We start from the raw sequence: 19,089 nt of genomic DNA, 5'->3' as shown, positions 1-19,089 counted from the left end.
CCAATATATTGTTCGACCTGTTTGATAGGTTTTACGACTTAATGGAGTCTCTATGGAACTGCGCCATTTGCGCTACTTCATTGCCGTCGCCGAAGAGCTGCACTTTGGCCGCGCCGCCCAATTGCTGGGCATCTCGCAACCCCCGCTAAGCCAGCAGATTCAGGCGCTGGAGCAGGAACTGGGGGCGCGGCTTTTCGACCGTACCAACCGACGGGTTGAACTCAGCGAAGCGGGGCGGTTGTTTCTGGAAGAGGCGCGTCTGGTGTTGGCTCAGGTCGACAAAGCTGCCGATGTGGCGCGCCGTGCGCAATTGGGCGAGTTGGGCGAGTTGAAGATCGGCTTCACCTCATCGGCGCCGTTCAACTCCAGCATTCCCCAGGCGATCTTTGCGTTCCGTCAGGCCTTCCCGGCGGTGCATCTGAACCTCAAGGAAATGAGCAGCCGCGAAGTCGCCGAAGGCTTGGTGGATGAAAGCATCGAAGTCGGAATTATGCGTCCACTGGTGTTGCCTGAGTCGTTGAGCTCCGTGGAGTTGTTTCGTGAGCCGCTGGTGGCGGTGATTCGTGCCGATCACCCATTGGCCGAAGGCAGCGAGCAAGGCTTGCAACTGGCGGCGTTGGCGGACGAGCCGTTTGTGTTCTTTGCGCGCAGTTATGGCAGCGGGCTGTATGCGCAGTTGCTGAGCCTGGCACGGGCGGCGGGTTTCAGCCCGCATATGTCGCAGGAGGCGGGCGAGGCCATGACCATTATCGGTCTGGTATCGGCGGGTTTGGGTGTGTCGGTGCTACCGGCGTCGTTCCAGCATATGCGTATCAAGGGCGTGGTCTATCGGCCGCTGCTTGACCCGGACGCCAACACGGCAGTGTGGTTGGTACAGCGCAAGGGCAACAACTCACCGATGGCAAATGCGTTTGCGCAGTTGCTGACGCGTAAAACCGTGGCAAGGGTCTAGCCGGTGCGGCTTTTATGGAATTGGCTTTTGTGGGAGCGGGCCTGCCCGCGATTCAGGTGACCCGGTTAATCAGGCATACCGCGTTGATGCCATCGCGAGCAGGCTCGCTCCCACCATTGATACTGCGTTTACCCGGCCAACAACTTATCCACAGATGTTTTGACCTGCCCAATCAAATGCACCACCGACAGCGCCACATCGCGGTTAAGGCCGTGCAAGTTATCGGCCGACGCATACGCCGTGGCAATGGCGCAACGCAGCAGTTCTTCGGTGTGTTCGATGGTTTGTTCGTATTCGGGTGTGTGAGTCATGGCGCAGTTCCTTAGTTGATTAAGAGCTGACGCCATTTGCTTGCACACAAAGAGGGTGGCAGCTGTACGCGGGTGTGCAAGACCGGTCGAAAGGAACTGAATCCCGGCAGGCCAGAAGACCTCCCACGTACAGCCGCCATAAAACAGAGTTTTTAGGCAGTGATAATCCATGTTCCTAACTCGATTCGGACTTGCACGTCCGGTCACCCATGGGGGATGACGTACCGGAGGCTAGCGATCGAAAGAGACAGGCGCAAGGCCCAAGGATTCTCTAGGAATCGTCCTGCGAATGAAAGGGATCGCTCTCGCGCAGTGGCACCGATGGCTGATTTAACAAAATGGGATTTCTGACGAAAGGGAGTGTAATCAGCTGATTCTTGAGGTGTAGCCTTAGGTTTACCTTTTGCGAATGATTGAAATTATTCGCAGTTCAACATTTTCTCGTTGGCTTTCAGACGTGCCCGACCGTCGAGCACGAGCGCGTATTTCGGTCAGGATTGATCGAATGGCTGAAGGACATTTGGGGGATACAAAGTCGATTGGAGCTGGGCTAAAAGAAGCACGAATCGATTACGGCCCTGGTTACCGGCTGTACTTTATGCAGCATGGTCATCAATGGATCGTTTTATTGTGCGCTGGAGACAAAAGCAGTCAAGTCCGTGATATCAAACAAGCTCGGTTGATTGCCAAAGCGTATAAGGAGAATGACTTGTGACTGAAAAATTCACGCGTTGGGACAGCACCGAATTCCTCAAGACTGAAGAAGATATTGGGTACTACCTTCAAGCTTGTATGGACGAAGCTGGGGATGACCCTGCCTTTATCGCCAAGGCGCTTGGGAAGGTTGCCAAGGCGCGTGAGACTCTGAGGATCCTGGGCAACCAGCCATCGCAGAGCCGGACAGACACCGTGCGATGACAAGCCAGTCTGTTTGCAAACAAGGCGCCGAAAGGCGCCTTTGTCATTTCTGGCGTTTGAACGTTGTGGCTTACAACGGTTTTGCCAACGCTGATTCCGACAACTGGCGGGCTGTGCGTTCATTCTGGTGATCTTTCAACTCACGCACGATGCCTTTGTCCAGCAGGCGTACCCAGCGGATGTAGTTCTTGTGGATCTTGCCGTCCTTGTAGTCCAGGCCGCTGCTGTCGCGGTAGGCGATCTGGTAATGGTTGGCGCTGTACGGAATGTCGATTTCGGCGTGGTATTGCTCGCGCACGGTAATTTGCGCCTGCACCAGCTGCGGGGTGATTTTTTGCACTGTCCAGCCACGTGCCACCAGGGTTTTGACAATGGCCTGTTGCATCTGTGCACGGTCGCTCTGGATCGAGGCGTGCAGCGTGCGATCCGGGGTGAGCATGCGTTTGCTGCTGCACGACACGGTGGTCAGCAACGCCAGGGCAATCAGGGTAACGCGTAGCAAGTAAGTCATGGTGGGATCCTGGAAGTGTTACGACCAGCGACGGAAGATCAACGATGTGTTGACCCCGCCGAAGGCAAAGTTGTTGTTCATCACGTAATCGTTGTGCATCACGCGAAACGCGTCACGCAGGTAATCCAGCTCGCCGCAACGCGGGTCGATTTCATCCAGATTGTGCGTGGGTACATAACGGTCGCGGTTCATCATCTCGATGCTGAACCACGATTCCAGCGCGCCACAGGCGCCCAGGGTGTGGCCCAGAAAGCTCTTCTGCGAGCTGATGGGCATGTGTTTGCCAAACAGCTCGCTGGTGGCCAGGGTTTCGGCAATGTCGCCCTGTTCGGTAGCGGTGCCATGGCCATTCACATAGCCGATGGCCTGGGCGTTGATCCCCGCGTCCTCCAGCGCCAGTTCCATCGCCCGGCGCATGGTGCTGACTTCCGGGCGGGTGGTGTGCTGGCCGTCGGCATTGCTGCCGAAACCGACAATTTCCGCGTGGATATGGGCGCCGCGGGCCAGTGCGTGTTCCAGTTCTTCAAGTACCAGCATGCCGCCGCCTTCACCGATCACCAGGCCGTCGCGGCCGCTGTCGTAGGGGCGCGGGCTGGTGTGGGGTGCGTCGTTTTTCAGGCTGGTGGCGTACAGCGCATCGAACACCATCGCTTCGGTAGGGCACAGCTCTTCTGCACCACCGGCCAGCATAAGAGGCAAGCGTCCGAACTTGATGGCCTCGTAGGCATAGCCGATGCCCTGGCTACCGCTGGTGCAGGCGCTGGAGGTCGGAATCAAACGCCCGGTCAGGCCAAAAAATATGCTGATATTGGCCGCTGTGGTGTGCGGCATCATGCGCACATAACTATTGGCGTTGAGGCCGTCTGCCACCGAGTTGAGCAGCATGTTACCGAAGGCCTTGATATCTTCGGTGCTGCCCGTGGACGAGCCGCAGGCCACGCCCATGCGGCCGTCGCGAATGATCGGGTTGCCCAGCAGACCGGCGTCTTGCAAGGCCAGTTCCGCTGCGCCCACGGCCATGCGTGAGACGCGGCCCATGCTGCGCAGTTGCTTGCGGGTCCAGTGTGCGGGCACCGCAAAATCATCAACCGGTCCGGCCAGCCGGGTGTTGAGTTCGGTGAAGCGATCCCACTCGTCCATGCGCCGGATGCCGCTGCGCCCAGCCACGAAGTTGGCCTCGATACTGGCCCAGTCACTGCCCAGCGAGGTGATACCGGCCATGCCGGTGACGACAACGCGCTTCATCAGCACAGGCCTCCATTGACGGCCAGCACCTGACGCGTGATGTAACCCGCTTCGGCCGACATCAAAAAGTTAACCGCCCCGGCGACTTCCTCCGGGGTGCCCATGCGTTGGGCTGGAATCATTTTCATCAGTTCTTCTACCGGTACGTTTTCGTCGAGCATGGCGGTGTCGATCAGACCGGGTGCCACGCAGTTGACGGTGATTTTGCGTTTGCCCAGCTCGATGGCCAGGGCCTTGGCGGCACCGATCAAACCGGCTTTGGAGGCGCTGTAGTTGACCTGCCCGCGATTACCGATCAGCCCCGATACCGAGGTGATGCACACAATGCGACCGGCAGCACGGCGACGGATCATCGGCATCATCACCGGGTGCAGGACGTTGTAGAAACCGTCGAGGTTGGTGCGCATCACCACGTCCCAATCGTCTTCGCTCAGGGCCGGGAACGCGCCGTCGCGGGTCAGCCCGGCGTTGAGCACTACACCGTAATAAGCGCCGTGGGTTTCAACATCGGCCTCCAGAATGGATCTGCACTGGGCGCGATCCGATACATCGAATTGCAGCACGCGAGCGCTACGGCCCAAGGCCTGAACCTGGGCCATGACCGCGTCGGCTTCGCTGCGGCCACTGCGGCAATGCAGCACCAGATCAAAACCGGCCTGTGCCAGACGCAAGGCAATGGCGCGGCCAATGCCACGGCTGGAACCTGTGACCAAAACGGACTCAGTCATGGCGGGTCTCCTGGGATACTTGAGCAAGATAGTTTTCGGCCTGAGGTGGGCGGAACACGTTCAGGCGGGCGCTGGCATGAATGCCGGCGCCGGTGAGGTGGCACTCGAACACGCCCATGCCGTTGTCGTCTTCCAGCGAGCGCAGCGCGTGGATATGCAGTTCGCTGCCCAACGGGAAGTGTTCGACATTGCATTCAAATTTACGCGTGCCGAGCAAGAAACCCAGCTCCACGGGACGGCCTTGCACGCGGGCGCGGCAACCGGCATACGCCGCCACGCTCTGGGCCATCAGCTCAATACCGACCCACGCGGGCAGGCTGCCGTCTTCACGGTTGAACAAACCGCCTGCACGCACAGTGAGGCGGGTTTGAATCTGTTCTTGATCAAACGCCAGCACCTGATCGATCAGGATCATGTCACCAGCGTGGGGCAGCAATTCGGCGAGCGGCCAATCAATCATGGGGCGTCTCCGATAATCAGGCTGACGTTATTGCCGCCGAAGGCAAACGAGTTGCTCATCAGGCAGCGTTGCGGGGTCGGGGCGAGGGTCTGGCCGGGGGTTACCCAGTTAAGCGCGGGCAGTGCCGGGTCGGGTTGGCCATCCCAAACGTGTGGCGCCAGGGCATCACCGTGGTTCAGGCTGAGCCAGCAAAAGGCGGTTTCCAGTGCGCCTGCCGCACCCAGGGTGTGACCGGTCATGGGCTTGGTTGACGAGCATGGCACGCCTTCGGGGAAGACCAGGGTCACGGCGTGGCTTTCCATCGCGTCGTTGTGCTGGGTGGCAGTGCCATGCAGGTTCAGGTAGCCGATTTGCTTCGGCTGCACACCCGCACGGCTCAAGGCCTTGTGCATGGCTTGGGCGGCGCCGCGCCCGCTGGGTTCCGGGGCCGAAATGTGGTGGGCATCACTGCTGGCGCCCGCGCCGAGCAAGGCGATGCAGTGGCTGCTGGCGGGTTGCTTGCTCATCACGAACAGGGCGGCCGCTTCGCCGATATTGATGCCGTGACGGTTCGCCGAAAACGGATTGCAGCGCTCATCGGACACCGCTTCGAGCGCAGAGAAGCCGTTGAGCGTCAACTTGCACAGCGTATCGACACCGCCGCATAGCACGACGTCGCACAGGTTCATGTCCAGCAGCCGCTGGGCGCTCATCAGGGCGCGGGCGCTGGAGGTGCAAGCGGTGGAAATCACGTAGGCCGGGCCGCTGATGTTCAGCCATTCGGCCAGGAATGTAGCCGGTGCGCTGAGCTCTTGTTGCTGATAGTCGTAATCAGCGGGGAATTGCTGATGTTGCAGATAGTGAGCAATGCCACGGCTGGCTTCATCGATACCTGAGGTGCTGGTGCCCAGTACGACGGCGATGCGCTCGCGGCCGAAGGTCTGAATCGCCTGTTCGATATCGCCTTGAATCTGTAATGCGGCTTCGAGCAACAACTGGTTATTGCGGCTGCTGTGTTGGGTAAGCGTGGCCGGGATTGCTACCAGATCACCGCTTACCGCACCCATGGTCAGTGCGCGCTCGGGCACCCAGCCGCTTTGCTGCTGCATGCCCGAGCAGTCACCGGCAAACAGCTTGCGGGCAACTTCTTGCGAGCCACGGCCCAGCGCACAGACCACGCCAAGGGCATTGAGGTAAGCAGTCATGGGGCGGCCTCCAGCGGGCTGACCGTGTAATGCAGGTTGTTTTTCATATCGATGCGAAACACCTGGGGTTGCAGGTAGTGCACTTGCCAGCGTTGTTCCATAAATCGCAGATCAGACGCAGTTTTTGCCTGTGGATAATTATTCGTCAATTCAGCCCCAGGGGTTAGCGCAAACAATAGTGCGGCGAACAGCTCGCGGGCCTCGGGGTTGGGCGGCAACAGACCGTCGGCGTGCCAGTTGGCGCCTTGCAGCAACTGACGTGCCAGTGGAATCCCCAGCGGGTCCATCAATGACCAGCGCAACCCGGCACTCTCCTGCTGGATCACCAGCAACCAGTCCTGACGCTGATCGGCCTGTTCGCGCTGGATATGCAACTGCATGGGCAAGGCCAGGGTTGGCGTGTGCTTGGGCAGCGGCAGGCTGGTGCAACCGCTGAGTAACAGGAGCAAGACTATCCACAGAGCGACGCCGATCCTTGTAGCCGCTGCCGCAGGCTTCGATAAGGGCCGAAGGGCCTTCAAAAAAACGGGCCTGCTTCGCACGCCATCGCAGCCTGTGGCAGCGGCTACAGAGATCGCATTCATCATGGTTTAGTGCCTTGCTGGGGCTTGCGCGCTACCACATTAACCAAGGTTTCTTGGCGTTGCCCTACCGGTTTTGGCTTAAGCAAGCCCAAACGCTCGAGCAGGCCGAAATCCTTGGAGCGGCTCCACCACAGGTACGGGTACGAGACGTTCCGCGCTTCAAATTCGAAGCCCTGGTCACGGATCATTTCCAGGTATTGCTCCGCGCTTTTCTGCACGTGCATGGGGTGGCGGAACAGCCAGCGAATCACCCACGTGTCGATATAGGCCTCGGTGGACTCGGCAAACAGCAGGTAACCACCGGGCTTGAGTACTCGGTGAAACTCGGCCAGCGCCCGGTCCTGCTGTACCAAATGGTGAAAGGTCTGGTGGCAGAACAGGATGTCGACGCTTGCGTCCGGTATATCAAGTTCGGCGCAATCGCTGCCGATCAGCTCGATGTCTATGCCCTGACGCTTGGCTTCTTCGCCGCTCAGTTGCAGGCTCAGCGGATCGGCATCCAGCCCAATCAAACGCTTGGGGGCGAAGGTTTTGTGCAGGTACTGGAACGATTTGCCCTGGCCGCAACCGGCATCCAGAATCACTGGCGCCGATGGCAGCGGGTCGCTGAACAAGCTGCGCAGGTCATTGATCGCCACCCGCAGCACATGGTGCTGCCAGGTGTGACTACGTAAAAACCAGAACCCCAGGCGGGTTTCTTCTACGTAGGTATCGCTCAAAGGTTTCATGCGGACTCCGTGGCGCAGATGTCCGACAGCATTCGCAAACGGCGCTTGGGTTCGCTGACAAACGGGTTGTTTTCATCCCAGGCATAGCCCGCCAGAATCGAGCTGATCATGCGGCGAATGTGTGGCGAGCTGTCAGGGTGGTAGATCACGTCCTGGAAGGTGCCGGCGTACCAGCCTTCGACGTAGCAGCGGAAAGTATCGACCCCACGCTTGAGCGGCTCGGCAAACTCGGTTTGCCAGTCTACGGCTTCACCTTGCAACTGACGGTGCAGCACGCCAGCGGCCATGCTGGCCGAGCGCATGGCGATGGTCACGCCTGAGGAGAACACCGGGTCGAGGAACTCGGCGGCATTGCCCAACAGCGCAAAGCCCGGCCCGTGCAGGGTTTTGACGTTGGCCGAGTAGCCGCCGATGGTGCGCGCCGGGGTGTCCCACACGGCCTTGGCCAGCACCCGTTGCAGGCTTGGGGTTTCGTCGATAAAGCTGCGCAGGCACTCGTCGAGGTTTTCGCTGCGGCCCTCAAAATGCTCCGCCGCCGCGACCACGCCCACCGAGCAGCGGCCATTGCTGAACGGGATGCTCCAGAACCAGATATCGCGCTGGGTCGGGTGGGTGGTAATTAGGATCTTGTTGCGATCAAAGCCTTCGCAATCAATACGGTCTTCAACGTGGGTAAATATCGCCTGACGCACCGGGAAGTTCGAAGGTGCCTCAAGGTCGAGTAAACGCGGGAGCACACGGCCATAACCGCTGGCGTCGAGGATAAAATCAGTTTCGACCTGATAGCGGCTGCCGTCTTCGCGCTCAACTTCCAACACCGGCTTGGCCCGCAAGACATCGGTGGCGATTACGGTCTCACCGTAGCGGATTTCAACCCCCTGCAAGGCGGCCTGATCGGCCAGCAGCTTATCGAAGTCGGCGCGTTGTACTTGAAAGGTGGTGGGTTTGCCGTTGCTGAACGTGTCACCAAAATCGAAGGCGCTGTACTGCTCGCCCCAAGCAAAAGCGGCGCCGTTTTTCAGCTGAAAACCAGCGGCTTGCACGGCTTCCAGCATGCCTGCTTCTTCGATGAAATCGAGGCAGTGCGACAACAGGCTCTCGCCGATGGAAAAACGCGGGAAGTGCTGGCGCTCGATGATCAACACATCGTGACCCTTGCGTTTGAGCAAGGCCGAGGCGATGGCGCCAGACGGCCCGGCACCAATCACCACAACCTGACGACGTTCCATTTCCATTACTGACACAGAGGCTCCTTGCCGGGGATTACAGCCGACTTCAAAAGGGGTTTATTCATGCCCGCCAGCGCCGGTAACAGCGTGGCGATCAGGCCCATCAGCATCAGTGCGAAGTACAGCGCCGGGCTGATGAGCTGTTGTTGCAGGAGCAGGTTGAGGAACACTATTTCACTCAACCCGCGAATATTCAGTAACAGGCTTTCACGCCATTTGCTGGCCCCTGCAAAGGACGGCGTGGCCCAGCTCAACCCGAGCCAGTTACCCAGCAGTTTGCTGGCCATCGGCAACAGCAACAGCGCGGCCATCTGCAGCACGCTGATCTCGCTCAGGGCACTGTGCACATCGATCTGCACTATGCCGAACGTGAGGATCAGCGGCACCGCAAGGTGGGTTTGCAGGCGTTCCAGCCATAGGGCTTTTAACGGCATCACCAAGGGCATCTTGAGCCAGGCCATGCAGATCAGGTAGCCAACGCCGAAAATCAGCGCGTTAAGGCGGTAATGTTCGGCCACCACCAGCAAGGCGAAAAAGCTCAGGCTGTAGCACAGCGGCTGGCGAATGCGCAGGGTTCGCAGAAGCAGCGGCAGCAAGGCCCCGGCAATGGGCAGCAGCAAACTGTTGAAGTCGAGGCTGCCCTGGGCCAGCCCAAACAGGCTCCAGCACGTCAGGTCGATCAGGATCGCGCTTTGCACCAAGCGGCGGGTGGCGGCAGGCGGGTAGTCAATGTGGCGCAAGTACAAGTACAACACCGGGATTGCGGTGATGGCAAAGACCAGGCCCACGGCCAGTGAGCTTAACCAAGGTTGTTCCGGCAGCAACCACACGGCGCAGGCCAGCCCGCAGGCGAAGGGTACGACAAAGCTGGGCAGGGCGATTTTCACGCTTTGACGATCAATGCGCAGATCGATCACGTCGCTCAAGATGGTGCCGAGCAACAGGGCGAAACTCAGGCTGTAGAAACTTTTAAGCCACACTGGCGTGACCAGTTGCGCGCCGCTGAGCTGCCAGTGCGGTTCGATCCAGAACAGCATCAGCAGCGGCAAGCCGATGGACGCCAGCAGCAACTGGCTGACAATCGGGATCACGCCAAAGTGACGGCCCACCCGGGTCGCCACGGCAAACAGGGCCAGGGCGAGCAACCAGAATACGATGGTCATCATTGGCTGTGCTCCTGCTTGCCCGCCCAAGGCGCGAGGATAAAACTGAACGCCAACCCAAGACTGACCGACAGGCCGAAGTTGCTGACCGCAGGCGTGCTCGACACCGCCAGCAGGCCGAACGAAAGCCAGGTAGTCAGCGCCGCCAGCAGGGTGCCGAGCAGGCTCACGGCGGCACCGCCGATCTGCTCGCGCATCAGGATCGCGTAGTCGACACTGATCGCTGTCACCAGCAGCAGGCCAAACAGGCTGAACAGCGTCAGCGGCTGGCCCAACCAACCGAGGCTGGCAAGGCTGCACAGAGCGGCCAGCAGGGGCAGAGCGACGATGCGCAGCGCCCCGCCAACACCGAACGGCGCGACCAATAACAATACGATCAAGGCGCAGGACAGCAGCTTCAATTCGGCGGCGCTGATTTGCGTGGCGGCGAACACCTTGTTCAAATCGCCCAAGCGGTCGACCAGTTGTACGCCTGGCAGGTTTTGCGCCTGCTCGCGCAGCAGGCTGGCATTGCTCAAGCCTTGCAGGCTGACCATTGCCGCGACGCCAGCATCATTTTTACCCAGCCAGAGTGCACGCCAAGGCTCGGCCAACGGCCCTTTCAGCGCGTCATCGATATGTTGTTCGGGCAACGCCTGCAATTGCACCAGCTCGTTTTTCAGTGCGGCCTCGGGTACACCCAGCTCCAGCAGCGGTTGCCAGTGTTGCGCCAGTTGGGTCAGCGCATCGCGCAGTCGTTGTTGCTCGCTGGGCAGGCTGACCAACTGGTTCAGCGCCAGGTAACCTTGCAATTTTCCGGTGTGCACCAACTGATCCAGACGCTCACCAAGGGCGGCTTGGCGCTCCAGCAATTGCTGCTCGTTGTCGGCGCGCACCAGGAAGAACTGGCTGGTGGGCTGATAGCCGGTAATCCGTGCAATGGCCTGTGCCTCGGCGAGCAATTGCGGCGGGGCGCCGACCCATTGGCGGATGTCGTTCTTGCTGGTCAGTTGCCACAAACCAGCTGCGCAAAACGCCAGCAGCAGAGCCAGCAAAGCAGGGGTTGGGATGCGTTCGAGCAAGGCTTCGCGCACGTTGAGCAACCATTGTGCAATACGCAGCGGCCATTGCGCAGGGCGCAGTTCCACGCCTTTGAGCAACGCGGGCAGCAGGCACACGGCGCTCAGATACGCACCGACCAAACCGGCAGCGGAGAAAATGGCGATTTGGGTCAACGCCGGAAACGGGGTAAAGGCCAGGGCCAGATAGCCGATGCAACTGGTGGCCAGGCTCAGGCTCAGGCCGGGCAAGGTCAGGCGCAGGGCGGGCCAACTGCGCCAGGGTTTCAGGCTCCAGCTCTTGGACAGGTAATGCAGCGGGTAATCCACCGCCACACCGATCAGGCTGGAGCCCAGCACCAGCGTCATCACATGCATGCTGCCAAAGAACGCGACGCAGGCCACGGCACCAAACAGCATGCCGACCAACACGGGTACAAACGCCAGCAGCACCCGCCAGCGCCGAAACGCCAGCAGCAACAGCAGCAGGATTCCCGCTGTGGCCCCGCCGCCGACCCAGGTGATTTCACGGGTGGCCTGCTGTTGCCCGCTGGCCGCGTAGAGCAAACCGCTGGCTGCGAGCAATTGCACATTGTCGGGTGCGACTTGCGCACGGCTGTGCTCAAGCAGTTCGGCAACCCGCAGCGGCAGCTTCATATCGAAGGCATTGCCTTGGGTGCGGGCGCGCAGCAGCACCCAGCTTTTGCCGTCGGCATCGGCGATCAGGGCGCCGCTGCCAATATCGAGTTGCACAGCGCCGCGTTGCGGCTGGCTGTTCTGGATGCGCCCGGTCAGGCCCAGCCAGTCATCCTGGCTGGGCACCAGGCTGAAGCCGGTGAAGGGGTCGAACAGCGCCTGTACGCGCTGTTGGACAAAAGCATCGGGGTGTTCGATCAGTTGCGTGCGGTCGGCTGCAGAGAGCATCGCCAGCCGCCCGCGCAGCAGTTGTTCGCGCAGGCCCGCAAGGTCGGCCTGCAGGTTCCACTGCACCTTCTCGAACAGGCCGCTGGCTTGCCACTGCTGGCCCAATTGCTCCGCTGCAGCGATGGCTTGCTGACGATCGGCACTGCCCACCAGCACCAGCATTTCGCGGTTCAGGGGTTCTTGCATGCGCTGTTCGGCGCTTAGCTCCAGTGCGTCGGGCGAATCCCCGGGCACCAGTTCCATCAGGTTGGCCGACAGTGGTGCGCCGTGACGCCATTGCCACCCGGCGAGCGCGAGCACAGCCAGCAGCAGGATCAAAAAGCCACGGGGCAACCAGTGTTCACTGCGCAAAATCGTGCTGCTCCGCGCTACTCAAGGGTTGGTTGCTGACGCTGTTTTGCATCTTCAGCAGGGTGCTGTCGCCCTGGGTTTCTTGCAGCTCGATGCGTTGCACCAGTTCGCCACCGTCAATGTTGATCTGCTTGAACACTTGCTTAAGCAGCAGCGAGCGCGGAGTCAGGGTGAGCTTCCAGTGCTCGGGTTCGCCTTGCAGTTGCAGGTCAAAATCGCGCTGCAGGCCGCTGCTGTCGCCTTGCAGCACAGCCAGAAACAAACGGTTCTGTTCGGCCCCGGCGCTTTTGCCGGGGAGCATTTGCCAGCTCGTACCGTTGCGCCGGGCGATGCCAAGGGCGGTGATGCGGTAATCCTGTTGCAGCGGGGTTTTCAGTTGCCAGAGCAGACCGTGGTCCTTGGCCAGCACAAAGGTGCCGGTGCTGGTCAGCGGCCTGGGCAGGGCGCGCAGGTGTTTTTCCTGGATGAAGTCGCCGTGAATGACCTGAGGTTTGGCCAGTTGCTCGCTCAGTTGTTGCAGGTCGAAGGCGTGAGCGAACGGGGTGACGCCGAGCAAAACCAACAACACGGCCCCCCTGTAGCCGCTGCCGCAGGCGGCGATAAGGGCCGAAGGACCTTCGGTTTTGAAGAAGCGCGATCCCTTCGGGCTCGATCGCAGCCTGCGGCAGCGGCTACTGAGATTATTAAACACACTCATGCCAGCACCCTGGCCACAGCTTCGGTAAAGCACCTTGGCGACGCCAACTGCATTTCCTTGCTGGCGATCTCAACCGCCACCTGCACCGTCACGGCCCGGGTCAGCCGTTCGCCCGTGATCAGATCAGTAATCAGATAGTTGATTTTCAGGCGGTTCTCCCACTCCACCAGGCTGGCGCGCACGTTGATACGCTGGCCAAACGTCGCCCCGCGTACATAACGCAGTTGCATGTCGATTACCGGCCACGCGTAGCCCGCATCGAGCATCTGCGTGTAGTTGTGGCCGATATGGTCGAGCAGCGCGCAACGCGCCACTTCGAGGTATTTGACGTAATGGCCGTGCCACACCACGTGCATGGTGTCGATGTCGAAAAACGGCACCACTACTTCGGTATCAACGTGCAAAACGCCTTTGCTACGCATGCAGCCTCCAGTGTTGTTGGGCGATCCGGCTCAGGCACAACCGCAACTCGGCTTCCAGGGCACGGTCTTCGATCACTGGCGCAAAGTCCTTGGCCAGTTCGGCGTGCATCTGCGCCAGTGCGGGCGGCAACGGGCGGGCGTCTTCGGCGCGGCTGCGCAACCACACACCCTGGTTGGCCGCCAGCAAGGTGGCAGCGGCGACCTGTTCGGTCAGTTCCAGCACGCGGATTGCATCGCGGGCAGCGATGGTGCCCATGCTCACTTTGTCCTGGTTGTGGCACTCGGTGGAGCGCGAAAACACGCTGGCCGGCATGGTGTTTTTCAACGCCTCGGCGGTCCAGGCGCTGGTGCCGATCTGCACCGCTTTAAAGCCGTGATTGAGCATCGCCCGTTCAGCGGTAGCGCCCGACAGGTTGCTCGGCAAGCCGTGGTTGTAGCGCACGTCCACCAGTAGCGCGAGTTGGCGGTCGAGCAGGTCGGCGACGTTGGCTACCAAGGTCTTGAGGCTGTCCATGGCAAAGGCGATATGCCCGCCGTAGAAGTGCCCGCCGTGGAGCACGCGTTCTTCTTCGGCGTCGATGATCGGATTGTCGTTGGCGCTGTTGAGTTCAATCTCGATAAACGAACGCAGCCAGTTCAGGCTGTCAGCCAGCACGCCGAGCACATGAGGCGCGCAGCGCAGCGAGTAGCGGTCTTGCAGGCGATGCAAGGGCGCGGTCGGGGCGTCGATGGCCAGGTCCTGGCGAATCCACGCGGCTACCTGCATTTGCCCCGGATGCGGTTTGGCGGCGAACAGGCGTTCGTCGAAGTGCTCGGGGTTGCCTTGCAGTGCCACCACATTGAGCGCGGTGATGCGGGTGGCAAGTTTGAGCAGGTAATCGGCGCGGGCATAGGCCAGGCACGCGAGGCCGGTCATCACGGCGGTGCCGTTCATCAGCGCCAGCGCTTCCTTGGGCCGCAATACCAGCGGGGTCCAGCCCAGTTCGCGGTGTACGTCGAGCGAAAAACGGCGCTCGCCCTTGAACAGTACTTCGCGCTCACCGGACAGGGTCGCTGCTACATAGGACAGCGGCGTCAGGTCGCCGCTGGCGCCGACCGAGCCTTCTTCGGGGATCAGCGGCAGGATGTCGTGGGCGATAAAAGCTTGCAGACGCTCCAGCAACTCGATGCGCACCCCGGACACGCCGTGGCACAGCGACTGCAAGCGGGCAGCGAGTACAGCCCGGGTGGCCTGGGCATCCAGCAGTTTGCCCAGCCCGCAACCGTGAAAGGTGTAGAGGTGACGCGGCAGGGCTTCGACGTGCTCCAGCGGCACCGCGACCACGCACGAGTCGCCGTAGCCGGTGGTCACGCCGTAGATCACGCCTTCCTTGTCCAGCAGCGAGTCGAGAAAACGGGCGCCCTTGGCGATACGTTCGCGGTACTCGGCGTCGTCCTGCAGTCGGGTCGGCGCTTGACGATTGGCCAAAGTCAGCACGTCTTCAATGCGCAATGGGGTTTGGCCGAAGGTTACTGGCTCATGCAGATGCGTCGTCATCGGTCTTCCAGAAAGGGTAAAAGTTAAACCATTGTTGCGGTGCCTGGAGGCAGTAATGCCCCAGTCGTTCGGCGTAGCGGGTGGCCCAATGGGCTATCACCTGCTCGCGGTCGCTGCGCCGCCAGAGTACGGCTTCGCAGAAGGGTTCGAGGGTGACTCGGTAGTGCCCTTCATGCTTGAGGCAAAACATCAGGTTGACCGGGCACTTGAGCAGCCCGGCCAGCAACCATGGCCCTTGCGGGAATGGCGCGGGGTGACCGAGGAAATCCACCAGCACATTGCGCCCGCCATGCAGCGGCACACGGTCACCGGCTATCGCCAGCCATTCGCCGTTTTCAAGGCGCTGATTGAGTTGCAGCATCACGGCCGGGTTGAGTTCGCTGACCTGAATCAGCCGCAAATGGCTGGCCCCGGCTTCACCCAGCAGGCGATTGAATTGTTCGGCGTGCTTGGTGTGAACCAGCACGTTCATGGTCACCTGTTCGCCCAGCTCTGCCAGCGCCCGGCACACTTCGAGGTTACCCAGGTGTGCGCCCACCAGCATCTGCCCGCGTTCCCCGCGCAACTGATTGCGCAGCAGGGCGGGGTCGACGATTTCAATGTCTTCGATCTTGAGGCGGCCATTCCACACATCGAGCTTGTCGAGCAGGGCATCGGCAAAGGCCATGAACTGTCCGAACACGCGCCAGCGGGAGGGGCGCAATTGGCTTTGCCCGCTCCAGTCGGCCAGCCGTTGCTGGTATTGCCAGATGCTGCGCCGGGCGCGGCCACCGAACAAAAAGAAGTACAACACGATGGCGTAAAGCACCGGGCTGAGCAGGCGTCGGCCCAGCAGTTTGACGCCGAAGGCGGTGAGCTTCATCAGCCGGAAACTGCCGCGCTCCTTATGGTCAGCCCAATGCTGTGGAGGCTCGCTCATGTTCGCCAGCGCCTCCACAGGATGCTCGGCAAGCGCAGCAACATGCCGAAAAACAGCTTGGTGTGCATACCGGAAATCAGCACGTTGTCGTGGAACAGACGAAAGTGCGAGAGGCCGTCCTGTGGGTAATGAACCTTGGTTGGCAGCCAGCGCATGGGCTGGTTGCGCCAGGCCAAACGCACCAGGATTTCGGGGTCGAAGTCCATGCGCTTGCCCAGCTTGACCGAGTTGATCAACGCCAGTGTCGGCCTCAGCGGGTAGACCCGGAAGCCGCACATCGAATCGGGAATTTGCAGTGACAGGCTGTTGATCCAGACCCAAACGTGGGTCAGGTAGCGCGCATACAAACGGCCCTTGGGCACGCTGGCGTCGTACTGTGGGTAACCGCAGATCAGCGCTTCTGGGTTTAGTTGTGAGACTTGCATGAACGTCGCGACATCACGCAGGTCGTGCTGGCCATCGGCGTCCACTTGCAGGGCGTGGGTGAAGCCCAGTTGTGAGGCTTCACGCAGACCGGCCATGACCGCGCCGCCCTTGCCTTGATTGACGGCGAGGCGGATGAGGAAAATGTTATCGCCCTGGGCAAGTTGTTCGAGCACCGCGCTGCATGCGGGGCTGCTGGCGTCGTCGACCAGCACACAAGGCAAACCAGCGGCGAGCAGGGCGTCGACCACGGCAGGCACGGCGGTTTCGTGGTTGTAGACGGGGATCACGGCGCAGGGGTTATGCATGAGCGGCCTCCAGCACGATGCGACCACTGGAGCAGGGCGCCGTGGCGTTGCGGTACGCGAAGTGCAGTTTGCTGCGTTCATGGTCAAAGCGCAGGGTCAGCTCAAGAACGTCGCCGGGGCGCACGAGTTGCTGGAACTTGAGCACTTCCATCCCGGCAAAGCGCGGCGGCAGGTCCAGCAGTTGCTGACTCAGTGCCATTGCCCACTCCACTTGCACCACGCCCGGCAACACCGGGGTTTTGGGGAAGTGGCCGCTAAAGTACGCCAGGTCCGGCGGGATCGACAGGCTAAGTATCCATTGGCCGTCATTTTCGATTTGGCTCAGCACTTCGGGCGTTTTCGGCCGGGGTGCCAGCAGTAACGCATCGACTTGGGTCTGTGGCAGCTTGCCCTGGCTGTTGAGCGGCAACTGGCGCAGCAAACGCCAGCGGCGCGGCAAGGCCAGCGCTTCGCAGTGCTGGCTCAAGTGCTGGCGCAGGATTTGGGTCAGGGCGCGTCTGCCGTGTTCACGCAGCGCAAACAGGCCGCTGTCACTGAGCACCAGCAAGGCGCCCAGCGAGGCGCGGTTTTCATTGACTACGCCCAAGCGGGCTTCGGCTACCCAGTAGTGGTTGACCAGCGCGTGCTCCAGCATTGGCAAGGAGATGCGTTTTTCTTCCAGCTTGACGATGCGGTCCAGGCGCCCGAGCAACTCGAAACGACCGTCGGCCTCGATGCGAGCGGCGTCAGCTGTATGTTCGATATGGCCCGTGGGCAAGTATGCCGAGGCGATGACTAGAGCGCCGTCTGCGCTCTGGCTCAGGTGTACATCGGCAAAGGGTTGCCACAGGTTTTGGCCCTGACGCCACGCGATACCACCGGTTTCCGAGCTGCCAAGGATTTCGGTCGGCCACTGGCCCAGACGTTCGAACAACGTTTGCGCCGCTTCGGCAGGCAAGGCCCCACCGGACGAAAACACCCGGCGTACGGGGCTTAAAGCGGGCCAGTCGAGGTTGTCGGCCATACGTTTTAGCAGGGCGGGACTGGCGACCCAAGCGAATGAACGGTGCTCGCGGCTGACGCGCTGCATGTCTTCGGGGAACGCCAGTTGCTTGCGCACAAAGGTGCGGCCCGCACACAGGGGCCACAACACGCGGAACAACAACCCATAAATGTGCTGCGCCGCGACGCTGGCGATGATGCACGCCTCGCCCAGATCAGCGCCCCACAGCTGTTCCAGCGCCAGAACTTCGTTGGCCATCTGGCGCAGGCTTTTGTCGATGCGCTTGGGTTCGCCGCTGGAGCCCGAAGTGCACAGACTGAGCTGGCACAGGTCCAGGTCCAGTTCACCGCCAGGCAGCGCGTCGCCGTACAAGGCTTGCAACTCGTCGCTTTGGGTTATCCACAGGTCAACCCGGTCATCCCAGCGCTGACGGGTTTGCGCTTGCAGGTCGGCGGGTAGCAGCACGCTGACCCCGGCCCGCCAGGCACCGAGTAAAGCCACGGCCAGTTCGCCAGCGTCTTCAAGGTGTACGGCAATGTGTTGCACGCCGCGCTGTTGAAGGCCGCCCGCCAGGCGCAGGGCCTGTTCGCTGAGGGTAGCGTGGCTCAGCGTGGGGTTAACCGTGACTCGGCGCTCTGCGTGCCCCTTGAGCAATAGCTGCTCAAGATTTATCCAATTCATGCCCGGCCTCTTACCTTTTGTCGTATCAGCCATTCAATGGCAAACAGCAGTCCCATCAGCCCGTAGGCGATCAGACCGTTGTACAACGTCCACCAGCTCAACGGCGCCCACAGCGTCAGACCGGCTGCGACTAACCCGTTGAACATAAAAAACAGGCACCAGACCTTGGTTACCTGTCGCGTGTAATGAATGGCAATGTCGGGTAGCACCGGCTCGCGCAAACGCGCCAGGCGTTCGATCATCGGCGGCCCGAACTTCAGGCTCAGGCCGAACAGGCTGAGCATGAGTGTACTGATCAGTACCGGGTACCAGCGTAATAATGCGGGGCTGTTGAACAGCGCCAGCAAGGCGCAAAACACCAGTGCGACCGCCGCCATCCACACACCGCCGGGGCGCCGCTCGCCGGTCAGGGCGCGGGCCAACCACAAGCTGCCCAGCAGTAGCGCGAACTGCCACGGGGCGAAATGGGCCATGCCGAAATGCACCGCGAAGGGGTACAGCAGGCCAGCCAGCAGCAGGCCAAGGCCAATCAGTCGACTCATGCGTCTGCGTGAACCAGACGGTAAACCGCCTCGACCACGTCATTTACGGTTCGCACCGATTTGAATTCTTCAGCGGCGATTCGCTTGCCGGTTTTGCGCTTGATGTGATCGATCAGGTCTACGGCATCGATGCTGTCGATTTCCAGGTCCTGATACAGGTTGGCGTCCAGGGTGACGCGCTCGGGTTCAAGTTCAAAGAGTTCAACCAGAGCGTCGCGCAGGGTATTGAAAATGTCGTCACGGGTTTGCATGG

General features: G+C 60.8%; 21 protein-coding genes and 1 pseudogene. 3 read left to right on the top strand and 19 right to left on the bottom strand.

From position 1 onward, the window contains the following. The first annotated feature begins 52 nt into the window (after window positions 1-52). Window positions 53-952 (top strand): LysR family transcriptional regulator, encoded by a 900-nt coding sequence (locus V6L79_RS01305; RefSeq protein WP_261740066.1) that lies wholly within the window; start codon window positions 53-55, stop codon window positions 950-952. Window positions 953-1,080: 128 nt separating this feature from the next. Here V6L79_RS01305 and V6L79_RS01300 read toward each other — a convergent pair whose 3' ends face one another. Continuing rightward, complete coding sequence (locus V6L79_RS01300) at window positions 1,081-1,263, bottom strand: DUF6124 family protein (protein ID WP_261740065.1); 183 nt, start codon at window positions 1,261-1,263, stop codon at window positions 1,081-1,083. Between the two features lie 409 nt (window positions 1,264-1,672). Between V6L79_RS01300 and V6L79_RS01295 the strand changes: the two genes are divergently transcribed. Next, complete coding sequence (locus V6L79_RS01295; RefSeq protein ID WP_261740064.1) at window positions 1,673-1,978, top strand: type II toxin-antitoxin system RelE/ParE family toxin; 306 nt, start codon at window positions 1,673-1,675, stop codon at window positions 1,976-1,978. Then, window positions 1,975-2,121, top strand: a pseudogene (locus V6L79_RS01290) (DNA-binding protein); the annotation flags it as partial. The gene V6L79_RS01295 and the pseudogene V6L79_RS01290, both read left to right, overlap by 4 nt. Window positions 2,122-2,251: 130 nt before the next feature. On the opposite strand, the gene V6L79_RS01285 reads toward V6L79_RS01290, so the two are convergent. From V6L79_RS01285 to V6L79_RS01200, 18 genes are all read right to left on the bottom strand, one after another. After that, window positions 2,252-2,692, bottom strand: coding sequence for a hypothetical protein (locus tag V6L79_RS01285; RefSeq protein ID WP_261740062.1), 441 nt, complete (start codon window positions 2,690-2,692; stop codon window positions 2,252-2,254). Window positions 2,693-2,710: 18 nt separating this feature from the next. Continuing rightward, complete coding sequence (locus V6L79_RS01280; protein WP_261740061.1) at window positions 2,711-3,937, bottom strand: beta-ketoacyl-ACP synthase; 1,227 nt, start codon at window positions 3,935-3,937, stop codon at window positions 2,711-2,713. Then, window positions 3,937-4,665: a 3-oxoacyl-ACP reductase FabG gene (gene fabG, locus V6L79_RS01275; RefSeq protein ID WP_338579712.1), complete on the bottom strand. Its 729-nt coding sequence runs from the start codon at window positions 4,663-4,665 to the stop codon at window positions 3,937-3,939. The genes V6L79_RS01280 and fabG overlap by 1 nt, the downstream gene beginning before the upstream one ends. Then, window positions 4,658-5,125 carry a hotdog family protein gene (locus V6L79_RS01270; protein ID WP_321837294.1) on the bottom strand — a complete coding sequence of 156 codons (468 nt, stop codon included), beginning with the start codon at window positions 5,123-5,125 and terminating at the stop codon, window positions 4,658-4,660. The genes fabG and V6L79_RS01270 overlap by 8 nt, the downstream gene beginning before the upstream one ends. Further along, a complete protein-coding gene (locus tag V6L79_RS01265) occupies window positions 5,122-6,309 on the bottom strand; it encodes a beta-ketoacyl-[acyl-carrier-protein] synthase family protein (protein ID WP_338579711.1) in 1,188 nt (395 codons plus the stop codon). Before V6L79_RS01265 ends, V6L79_RS01270 begins: the two co-directional genes overlap by 4 nt. Next, window positions 6,306-6,764 (bottom strand): hypothetical protein, encoded by a 459-nt coding sequence (locus V6L79_RS01260; RefSeq protein ID WP_321836551.1) that lies wholly within the window; start codon window positions 6,762-6,764, stop codon window positions 6,306-6,308. Before V6L79_RS01260 ends, V6L79_RS01265 begins: the two co-directional genes overlap by 4 nt. A 128-nt stretch (window positions 6,765-6,892) precedes the next feature. Next, complete coding sequence (locus tag V6L79_RS01255; protein WP_338579710.1) at window positions 6,893-7,621, bottom strand: class I SAM-dependent methyltransferase; 729 nt, start codon at window positions 7,619-7,621, stop codon at window positions 6,893-6,895. Then, window positions 7,618-8,865, bottom strand: a complete 1,248-nt coding sequence (locus tag V6L79_RS01250) for an NAD(P)/FAD-dependent oxidoreductase (protein ID WP_261740056.1) — start codon at window positions 8,863-8,865, stop codon at window positions 7,618-7,620. Before V6L79_RS01250 ends, V6L79_RS01255 begins: the two co-directional genes overlap by 4 nt. Next, entirely contained in the window at window positions 8,856-10,016 is a 1,161-nt protein-coding gene (locus tag V6L79_RS01245) for a sodium:proton antiporter (protein WP_321834932.1), read from the bottom strand. Before V6L79_RS01245 ends, V6L79_RS01250 begins: the two co-directional genes overlap by 10 nt. Continuing rightward, window positions 10,013-12,325: a hypothetical protein gene (locus V6L79_RS01240; RefSeq protein ID WP_321834930.1), complete on the bottom strand. Its 2,313-nt coding sequence runs from the start codon at window positions 12,323-12,325 to the stop codon at window positions 10,013-10,015. The genes V6L79_RS01245 and V6L79_RS01240 overlap by 4 nt, the downstream gene beginning before the upstream one ends. Then, window positions 12,315-13,022: an outer membrane lipoprotein carrier protein LolA gene (locus V6L79_RS01235; RefSeq protein ID WP_338579709.1), complete on the bottom strand. Its 708-nt coding sequence runs from the start codon at window positions 13,020-13,022 to the stop codon at window positions 12,315-12,317. The genes V6L79_RS01240 and V6L79_RS01235 overlap by 11 nt, the downstream gene beginning before the upstream one ends. Further along, window positions 13,019-13,444, bottom strand: a complete 426-nt coding sequence (locus V6L79_RS01230) for a thioesterase family protein (protein WP_261740052.1) — start codon at window positions 13,442-13,444, stop codon at window positions 13,019-13,021. Before V6L79_RS01230 ends, V6L79_RS01235 begins: the two co-directional genes overlap by 4 nt. Continuing rightward, on the bottom strand, window positions 13,437-14,981 hold the full coding sequence (hutH, locus tag V6L79_RS01225; RefSeq protein ID WP_261740051.1) for a histidine ammonia-lyase: 1,545 nt from the start codon (window positions 14,979-14,981) through the stop codon (window positions 13,437-13,439). The genes V6L79_RS01230 and hutH overlap by 8 nt, the downstream gene beginning before the upstream one ends. Further along, complete coding sequence (locus V6L79_RS01220) at window positions 14,962-15,900, bottom strand: glycosyl transferase (protein WP_261740050.1); 939 nt, start codon at window positions 15,898-15,900, stop codon at window positions 14,962-14,964. The genes hutH and V6L79_RS01220 overlap by 20 nt, the downstream gene beginning before the upstream one ends. Continuing rightward, complete coding sequence (locus V6L79_RS01215) at window positions 15,897-16,631, bottom strand: glycosyltransferase family 2 protein (RefSeq protein WP_338579708.1); 735 nt, start codon at window positions 16,629-16,631, stop codon at window positions 15,897-15,899. The genes V6L79_RS01220 and V6L79_RS01215 overlap by 4 nt, the downstream gene beginning before the upstream one ends. Next, the gene (locus V6L79_RS01210; RefSeq protein ID WP_338579707.1) at window positions 16,624-18,294 is read right to left on the bottom strand and encodes an AMP-binding protein; all 1,671 of its coding nucleotides are present in this window, start codon (window positions 18,292-18,294) and stop codon (window positions 16,624-16,626) included. Before V6L79_RS01210 ends, V6L79_RS01215 begins: the two co-directional genes overlap by 8 nt. After that, window positions 18,291-18,836 (bottom strand): hypothetical protein, encoded by a 546-nt coding sequence (locus tag V6L79_RS01205; RefSeq protein ID WP_261740047.1) that lies wholly within the window; start codon window positions 18,834-18,836, stop codon window positions 18,291-18,293. The genes V6L79_RS01210 and V6L79_RS01205 overlap by 4 nt, the downstream gene beginning before the upstream one ends. Then, window positions 18,833-19,087 (bottom strand): acyl carrier protein, encoded by a 255-nt coding sequence (locus V6L79_RS01200; RefSeq protein ID WP_133076715.1) that lies wholly within the window; start codon window positions 19,085-19,087, stop codon window positions 18,833-18,835. Before V6L79_RS01200 ends, V6L79_RS01205 begins: the two co-directional genes overlap by 4 nt. Between the last annotated feature and the right edge of the window lie 2 nt (window positions 19,088-19,089).

The sequence above is a fragment of the Pseudomonas sp. ML2-2023-6 genome (genome assembly GCF_037055265.1).
Lineage (GTDB): Bacteria > Pseudomonadota > Gammaproteobacteria > Pseudomonadales > Pseudomonadaceae > Aquipseudomonas > Aquipseudomonas kulmbachensis.
This window is presented reverse-complemented; position numbering and strand designations above follow the sequence as displayed.

Bases quoted from the DNA above. Each gene is read 5' to 3' on its own strand.
- V6L79_RS01305 (WP_261740066.1), top strand. From the start codon at position 53: ATGGAACTGCGCCATTTGCGCTACTTCATTGCCGTCGCCGAAGAGCTG.
- V6L79_RS01300 (WP_261740065.1), bottom strand. From the start codon at position 1,263: ATGACTCACACACCCGAATACGAACAAACCATCGAACACACCGAAGAA.
- V6L79_RS01295 (WP_261740064.1), top strand. From the start codon at position 1,673: ATGATTGAAATTATTCGCAGTTCAACATTTTCTCGTTGGCTTTCAGAC.
- V6L79_RS01285 (WP_261740062.1), bottom strand. From the start codon at position 2,692: ATGACTTACTTGCTACGCGTTACCCTGATTGCCCTGGCGTTGCTGACC.
- V6L79_RS01280 (WP_261740061.1), bottom strand. From the start codon at position 3,937: ATGAAGCGCGTTGTCGTCACCGGCATGGCCGGTATCACCTCGCTGGGC.
- fabG (WP_338579712.1), bottom strand. From the start codon at position 4,665: ATGACTGAGTCCGTTTTGGTCACAGGTTCCAGCCGTGGCATTGGCCGC.
- V6L79_RS01270 (WP_321837294.1), bottom strand. From the start codon at position 5,125: ATGATTGATTGGCCGCTCGCCGAATTGCTGCCCCACGCTGGTGACATG.
- V6L79_RS01265 (WP_338579711.1), bottom strand. From the start codon at position 6,309: ATGACTGCTTACCTCAATGCCCTTGGCGTGGTCTGTGCGCTGGGCCGT.
- V6L79_RS01255 (WP_338579710.1), bottom strand. From the start codon at position 7,621: ATGAAACCTTTGAGCGATACCTACGTAGAAGAAACCCGCCTGGGGTTC.
- V6L79_RS01245 (WP_321834932.1), bottom strand. From the start codon at position 10,016: ATGATGACCATCGTATTCTGGTTGCTCGCCCTGGCCCTGTTTGCCGTG.
- V6L79_RS01235 (WP_338579709.1), bottom strand. From the start codon at position 13,022: ATGAGTGTGTTTAATAATCTCAGTAGCCGCTGCCGCAGGCTGCGATCG.
- V6L79_RS01230 (WP_261740052.1), bottom strand. From the start codon at position 13,444: ATGCGTAGCAAAGGCGTTTTGCACGTTGATACCGAAGTAGTGGTGCCG.
- hutH (WP_261740051.1), bottom strand. From the start codon at position 14,981: ATGACGACGCATCTGCATGAGCCAGTAACCTTCGGCCAAACCCCATTG.
- V6L79_RS01220 (WP_261740050.1), bottom strand. From the start codon at position 15,900: ATGAGCGAGCCTCCACAGCATTGGGCTGACCATAAGGAGCGCGGCAGT.
- V6L79_RS01215 (WP_338579708.1), bottom strand. From the start codon at position 16,631: ATGCATAACCCCTGCGCCGTGATCCCCGTCTACAACCACGAAACCGCC.
- V6L79_RS01210 (WP_338579707.1), bottom strand. From the start codon at position 18,294: ATGAATTGGATAAATCTTGAGCAGCTATTGCTCAAGGGGCACGCAGAG.
- V6L79_RS01205 (WP_261740047.1), bottom strand. From the start codon at position 18,836: ATGAGTCGACTGATTGGCCTTGGCCTGCTGCTGGCTGGCCTGCTGTAC.
- V6L79_RS01200 (WP_133076715.1), bottom strand. From the start codon at position 19,087: ATGCAAACCCGTGACGACATTTTCAATACCCTGCGCGACGCTCTGGTT.